Here is a 6445-nt window from a genome sequence, read left to right as displayed (position 1 = left end):
ACTGACGAGATAAAATATCTCATTGTTGATTTTGAGAACAAAATCATTTACTCACTCGTTGTTCAGTTTTCAAAGATCAAATTCTTTCTCTCGCTGTCAAATCAATCTCAATAGCAACTTTTATATAATATCACATTCAAACTAATTTTGCAATAGGTTTTTCGAGAAGTTCTTCTTCCTTCAAATCCATTTCTGCTTATTAGCTGACCGGCAAAACATCTTGTTTAATTGGCCGGAATAATAATATATCACATAATGATATCATTTAGCAAGTGTTTTATTAAAAAAAATTTAAGTTTAATTTAAAATCAAAAACAAACTCCAACACCGATAATGGTTATGCACTTCTACTGCCTTTTAAGGAACCACAAATTAAGAGGATTAAAATCTGAAAAAATATAAGAAAAAAGCCGACGAAAAAATCGCCGGCTTCCCGTTAATTCAACAAAATGTTATGGAGTATGATGGCTAAAATATTGGAGCGTTCCACTTGGATAAGAGTTCCACTCTCCAGGAAGGTTATAAGAGGAGGAACCGGACTTAATCCCCGATTTTCGGATAATAGTCCCGTTATTCGGCATAAATTGCGTTTTACCGTCAGGATCACCTAAGACGTCGATCGTTACGCCGTTCTTTTTCAGAACATAGCCTGTCGTTACGTTTTTATCTGTCTCTAATAACATTATCTCATCATTATAGTATGTCGCAGGAATCATATCGAAAAAGTCATAAAAGATGGAATCGATATATATATATGGCATGCCTTTGTAAAACGAATTAATAGGCTGGCTCCACACTTTAGGAGTATTTGTAGCCAAATTGTATTGATGAATCTCAAGTGAGTATCCTGCATTTTCTATAGGCTTAGAAGTATCTCCTACCGGATTGTAAAACAGCTCAATGGCAGTACGGGTTTTATCCAAGGATAGATACTGAGAAAAATATAGTTCCTCCGGTCCTTGAGGATTTGAGATCACTTGAAATACAGTAGCAGATCCGTTTGCTCCGATTACCCAGAAGTATTGAAAAACATCGCCGTTCCACGTCCAAACCTTCCCATTAAGAGGGGTTGGTCCAGTAAAGGTAGAATCTGCCGTACCCGAATAGACTTTAAATGAAGTTTCACCCGGGAACACTGTTGACATGTCATAAGTAATCGGATCTTTGACCCCTTGCTTAGTCCGGATTTGAATAATTCCATTCGTTGCAAGAGGGGCATTCGTTGCCTGAAAATTATAGGTGGCTTTTCCGCCATGCCCATCATCCGCAGTAATCGTTACCTTGGTACTTCCTGCCTGATTACCCGGAGTAAGAGTTAGCATTGAACCGTTAACCTCGGCATTTACCATACCGCTTGATTCAACAGTAGAAGTAAACGTCAGGGCATCCCCGTCAGCATCACTGAACAATTGAGATAGGTCATAGCTTCTTGCATTCGTAACTCCTGCAGTCAACACTTGTTCATAAATGACCGCTTCTACTTGAGGCGGCTGATTAGAAGACGGGTTAGGCAAGCCGGATGATTGGACATTGACCTGGAAGCTGGTTGAAGTTTCCCCTCCACGACCATCCATAGCCGTAATTTCTATGCTTGTCGTTCCTGCACTTAGTGCCTGAATTTTCAACTGAGCTCCAGCGATTTCCGCCGAAGCAACGGACGGATCAGAAGAGGTGGCCTTAAAAGTCAACGTATCACCATCAGGATCAGTAAAAACGGAACCTAAGTCGAGTGAGTAAACCTCACCACCTATAGTAAGCGATTGGTCGGCAGGTTTAGTTTCTACTGGATTCTGATTCTCTGGAGTTCCAGCCGTGACAGTGGCTTTAAAAGTTTCGATCACTTGCCCTCCTCGGTCATCTGTTGCTTTGATCGATACTAATGTGCTACCGATCGTTAACGGTGTAAGAGTGAGCAAATCCCCATAAACGTCAGCCGTCACAACAGTCGGGTCAGAAACACTAACATCGTAATTTAAAATATCGCTATCAGGACTGGAAAAGAAATCGTTTAAGGACAATTGAATATTGCCTGTATTTATTTCTTTTATCTGGTCCGGAATCCCTGACGAAACTGGGGATTCATTGACAGTAACATCAAAATCAGTAGTGACCTCGCCCCCGCGACCATCTTCCGCTTTAAGCTGAATCGTTGCTGTTCCTGAAGAAATTGCATGGACGGTGACTTGGTTTCCGTTAACGGATACAGCAGCAACTGATGAATTCGACGATTCTACCGAAACATCCACAGGATCGCCATCGGGATCGTGGAATACAGAAGATAAATCCAGGATATAATCTGCATTACCTAAAATCAGTGTCTGATTATCTAGCTTCTGATCTATAACCGGATTTTGGTTAGGAACAGCGGTTACTTCCAATTGGAATGACTGGCTTGTGCTGCCTCCATGGCCATCGGATGCTTTAACGGATACTACTGTGCTGCCAATCTTTAACGGTGTAATGGTAAGCGCGTCCCCATTCAGCACTGCAGTCGCAACCGAAGAATCGGAAATATCAATGCTGTATGATAACGTATCCTGCTCATGGTCGGTAAAGAAGTTGTTTAAAGATAACTGAATGTCGCCTGAATTGATTTGTTTCGTTTGATCCGGAATTCCCAGGGATGCCGGAGGTTCATTAACGGTAATATCAAAATTGGTCTTAACCTCGCCTCCACGGCCATTTGCCGCTTTTAGCTGGATGTTTGCTGTTCCTGAGGAAACCGCATGAACCGTAGCCTGGTTTCCGTTAATAGAGACCGTCGCAATGGACGGATCCGAGGATTCTGCCGAGATAGTTAGCGGGTTGCTATCCGGATCAAGGAATACCGGGGATAAATCCAGGATGTAGTCCGCATCGCCAACAGTGAGCGTTTGGTTGCCTGGTTTCTGATTTACAACTGGATTTTGATTAGGTACTGCAGTTACCGCCAATTGAAACGACTGACTTGCGCTGCCTCCCCGACCATCGGATGCCTTGACGGTAACTTGGGCATGTCCTACAGTTGCCGGAGTTAATACCAATTGATCACCAGTCAAGGTAAAGGTGGCAATGGAAGGATCATCGATCGCAACCTCATAGGTCATAGGATCATTTTCAGAATCCGTAAAAAACGATCCTAAAGATAAGGTTACGTCGCCGCTCCCTAACTGCTTGCTTTGATCAGGGATACCCGATGAAACAGGAGATTCATTGACACGGACTTTGAAATTCGCACCCGCTTTCTTCCCGGCCTGGTCATCTGCGGCGATCGTAATGGTCGCAGTCCCTTTGCCAACAGCCTTGATAAACAGGTTTGTTCCTTCTACTCGGACGGTACTTATTTTTGTACTAGACGACACTGCCGTATATTTGAGCTCAGACTGCTCCGCGTCCGTAAAATGACCAAGCAAGTCAATTTGAAGTTCAGAATCGCCCACCGTTACGGCCTGATCGTCATATTTGGTCACTAACTTCGGCGCTGTATTGGTCACAACCGTAGAACGCGAGCTGCCCGAAGAAGTTGTAGTGACTCCTGAGACTCCTGATACCGTCGAAGAGGACACACCTGCTCCAAATGAAGTATTCGTAACTTGGCTGGAGGAGCTTACACTAATATTTGCTTCAGCGTTATTTACTTGTAAATTTGAAATGGTTCCAGCTACCTCCAGACTGACTGGAGAGGCACTGTTCACAGTCAATGTATTAATGGAGGCTTGGCCTGTCAGAGCTACGGGCCGATCACTGTTCACCGACAATTGCTGAATAGTCCCCTGCAGCTCTACCTGCTGGGCACCGGTAAGAACATTCAACTGCAGTATCGTTGAGGATGAATCATTTTCAATTGTTGTATTGGAAGTCAACGTCATTTGATCCACCGTCGAATTTCCTTGAATGACAACGTGGACATCCTGTTTGGAGACCTCGACATCCTTCAGCTCAGATGCATCAAATAATACGGTGTTCTGGTCACCACCCTGAATATATGTTTTTCCTTGTACCGTAAATTTAGAAGCATAGAAATCATGTCCAAGGCTTGACGTAACTGTAAAGCTATTTTTGACATTCAAATTCATTACTGAAATGTAATCACCGTCAACAGTTAAATCTCCGTCAATCGTAGAGTTATGACCATCTAATACAAGGTTACCACTGAATTCGGAAGCTTGCCCTATCGGGGCTTGCCCGCTCGCATGGATGACTAGTTTGGTGATCGATTCAATGGTCCGCTGTGATGCTACAAATTGAATATCTGCTCCTTTGAGAATCTCCTGGTTAGAGGTTTGCAAGATTCCTTTAACTGAATCCGAAAGTTTATATTCAATCCCGTTAATCCAAGCCTTTCCATCCTCCACTTTTTGGAGTTGGACAACATGGTCCTTAGGGAAAAAGGTAGACATCATATACTGGGCTATATCTTGACGTTGAACAGACGATTTAGGTTTGAAAGCGGATTGATCCGTCTCCATGGAACCCGACTGTAAAGCCGTATTTACGTAAGGCCGTGCCCACGGGCTAACCCGATTCCAATCAGTAAGTTTAGCAGAATCCGTGGCGTCAGCTGTGATAGGAAGCCCGGCGGCCCGCATAAGCAGTACCGCCGCCTCCTCTCTGGTCACTACCGCTTTGGGTCTGAATTTGTTGCCGTCGTCTCCATTCATGAGTCCTGCACGGTGTACAGCCTCAATATAGGGACTCGACCAACTTTTCGAGTCTACATCCGAAAAGCTGCTGCTTGCTGCTTTAGAAATAGAGAGTTGCAGAGCTTGAGTTAATAGAACCGCCATTTCTTGACGAGTCAACAAATCCGTTGGCCGATAAGATCCGGATGGATCTCCACGCAGAAGCCCAGCTTCAATGGCTTGCAGGATGCTTGTCTTTTGCTTAGAAGCAACATTATTGATGTCTTTAAAAGGCAGGCTTGCCAGAGCTGCTCCGTTTGATGCATCGCTGGCAGCAGATGCAATCGTCTGCAAGGCTGTTGGAGCAACAAGTGCAGCCAAAGCTAATGTAATCAGCCATTTATTGGGTTTAGAACTCATGATGTTCCCTCTATTCTTTTTATTCATTATGGTGCCTCACTGCTAAAGACGCCGATATTATCCGTATAATCGACTCCTTCATCAATCCATTCACTTTCCTCGTAGTGGCCTGCATTCCCATGGGTAACACCGGATTGTCTAGCTAGAGTGGTATGAGGCTGAAACACGGCCGTATCAATCAACTGATTATCGTAATAGAGCGATAAAGTGACAGGTGCTGAATCATCGTTATAAAATTCCATGCCCGTGGAGTAATCTACATACACATCACCAAAAAACATGGTTTCTCCTATCACAAAAGTAGCTTTACCTTGAATAAAAGCACCAGCGTCTTGACTTATTTCGATCGGATCTCCACCGCCACTACGTTCAATTCTAATTTTTGAAGCATCCAATCTCTCTGAACCCGCATTATAAAGCTCAATAATCTGCATCATAGGGTCGCCCTCCCCCCATGCCAACTCAGAGAAGAAAAGTCCTTTCTTTTCTCCAACAGTGACTTGGAAAATTGTCTGAACGGTCCCCCCCTTCCCATCATCTGCGGTGACTGTTACTGTAGCACTCCCGACTGCTAGCGGAGTAATACTCAGTTGATCGCCTGTAACGGAAACCGTTGCTACGCCAGGGTCCGATGAATCAGCGGAATACGTTAGTGAGTCCAAATCTTCATCCGCAAAAGTTGAAGCAAGTCCAATAGTTGTGTCCATAGCACCTGCTTCTGTAGAAATATCATTAATTGTGCTTTGAACAACAGGAGCGTGATTAACAGCAGATGGAGGAATCACCGTTAGAGTGAAATTCGTATCCACCGTGCCGCCGTTTCCGTCATCTGCCGTTACCGTAATCGTGGTTGTGCCGGCGTTTACTGGTGTTATTTTCAGGTCGCTTCCGTTTACTGCTACTGTCGCCACGCCCGCATTCGTTGAAGTTGCAGTGAATGTCAATGCGTCGCTATCTTCGTCTGCGAACACACCTGCAAGGCTCACGGTCTTGATGCCGTCTGCAACTCCTGCCGTTACATTGCTGATCGACGTTTTCACCGTCGGCGCATGGTTCACAGCTTCTGGAATCACTGGCGTGGTTGTCACGTTAAACTGCGTATCCACCGTGCCGCCGTTTCCGTCATCTGCCGTTACCGTAATCGTAGTTGTGCCGGCGTTTACTGGTGTTATTTTCAGGTCGCTTCCGTTTACTACTACTGTCGCCACGCCCGCATTCGTTGAAGTTGCAGTGAATGTCAATGCGTCGCTATCTTCGTCTGCGAACACACCTGCAAGGCTCACGGTCTTGATGCCGTCTGCAACTCCTGTCGTTACATTGCTGATCGACGTTTCCACCGTCGGCGCATGATTCACGGCTTCTGGAATTACCGGCGTGATCGTCACGTTGAACTGCGTATCCACTGTGCCGCCGTTTCCGTCATC

2 protein-coding genes are annotated in these 6445 nt (G+C 44.9%); both read right to left on the bottom strand.

What is annotated here, in order from left to right; all coding sequences use genetic code 11:
* Window positions 1-452: 452 nt before the first annotated feature.
* Entirely contained in the window at window positions 453-5021 is a 4569-nt protein-coding gene (locus tag ABEW32_RS22700; RefSeq protein WP_430192038.1) for an S-layer homology domain-containing protein, read from the bottom strand.
* 26 nt (window positions 5022-5047) lie between these two features.
* Window positions 5048-6445, bottom strand: a 1398-nt coding sequence (locus ABEW32_RS22695; RefSeq protein ID WP_430192036.1) for an Ig-like domain-containing protein, incomplete at its 5' end; no start/stop codon positions are given.

Origin of the sequence: Paenibacillus jamilae (genome assembly GCF_050482105.1) — a bacterium.
GTDB lineage: Bacteria > Bacillota > Bacilli > Paenibacillales > Paenibacillaceae > Paenibacillus > Paenibacillus jamilae_B.
The sequence above is the reverse complement of the archived record's forward strand: the minus strand, read 5'-3'. Positions and strand labels throughout refer to the sequence as shown.

What these genes read in the sequence shown, in the direction of transcription:
- ABEW32_RS22700 (WP_430192038.1), bottom strand. Translation starts at nt 5,021, where the DNA reads ATGAGTTCTAAACCCAATAAATGGCTGATTACATTAGCTTTGGCTGCA.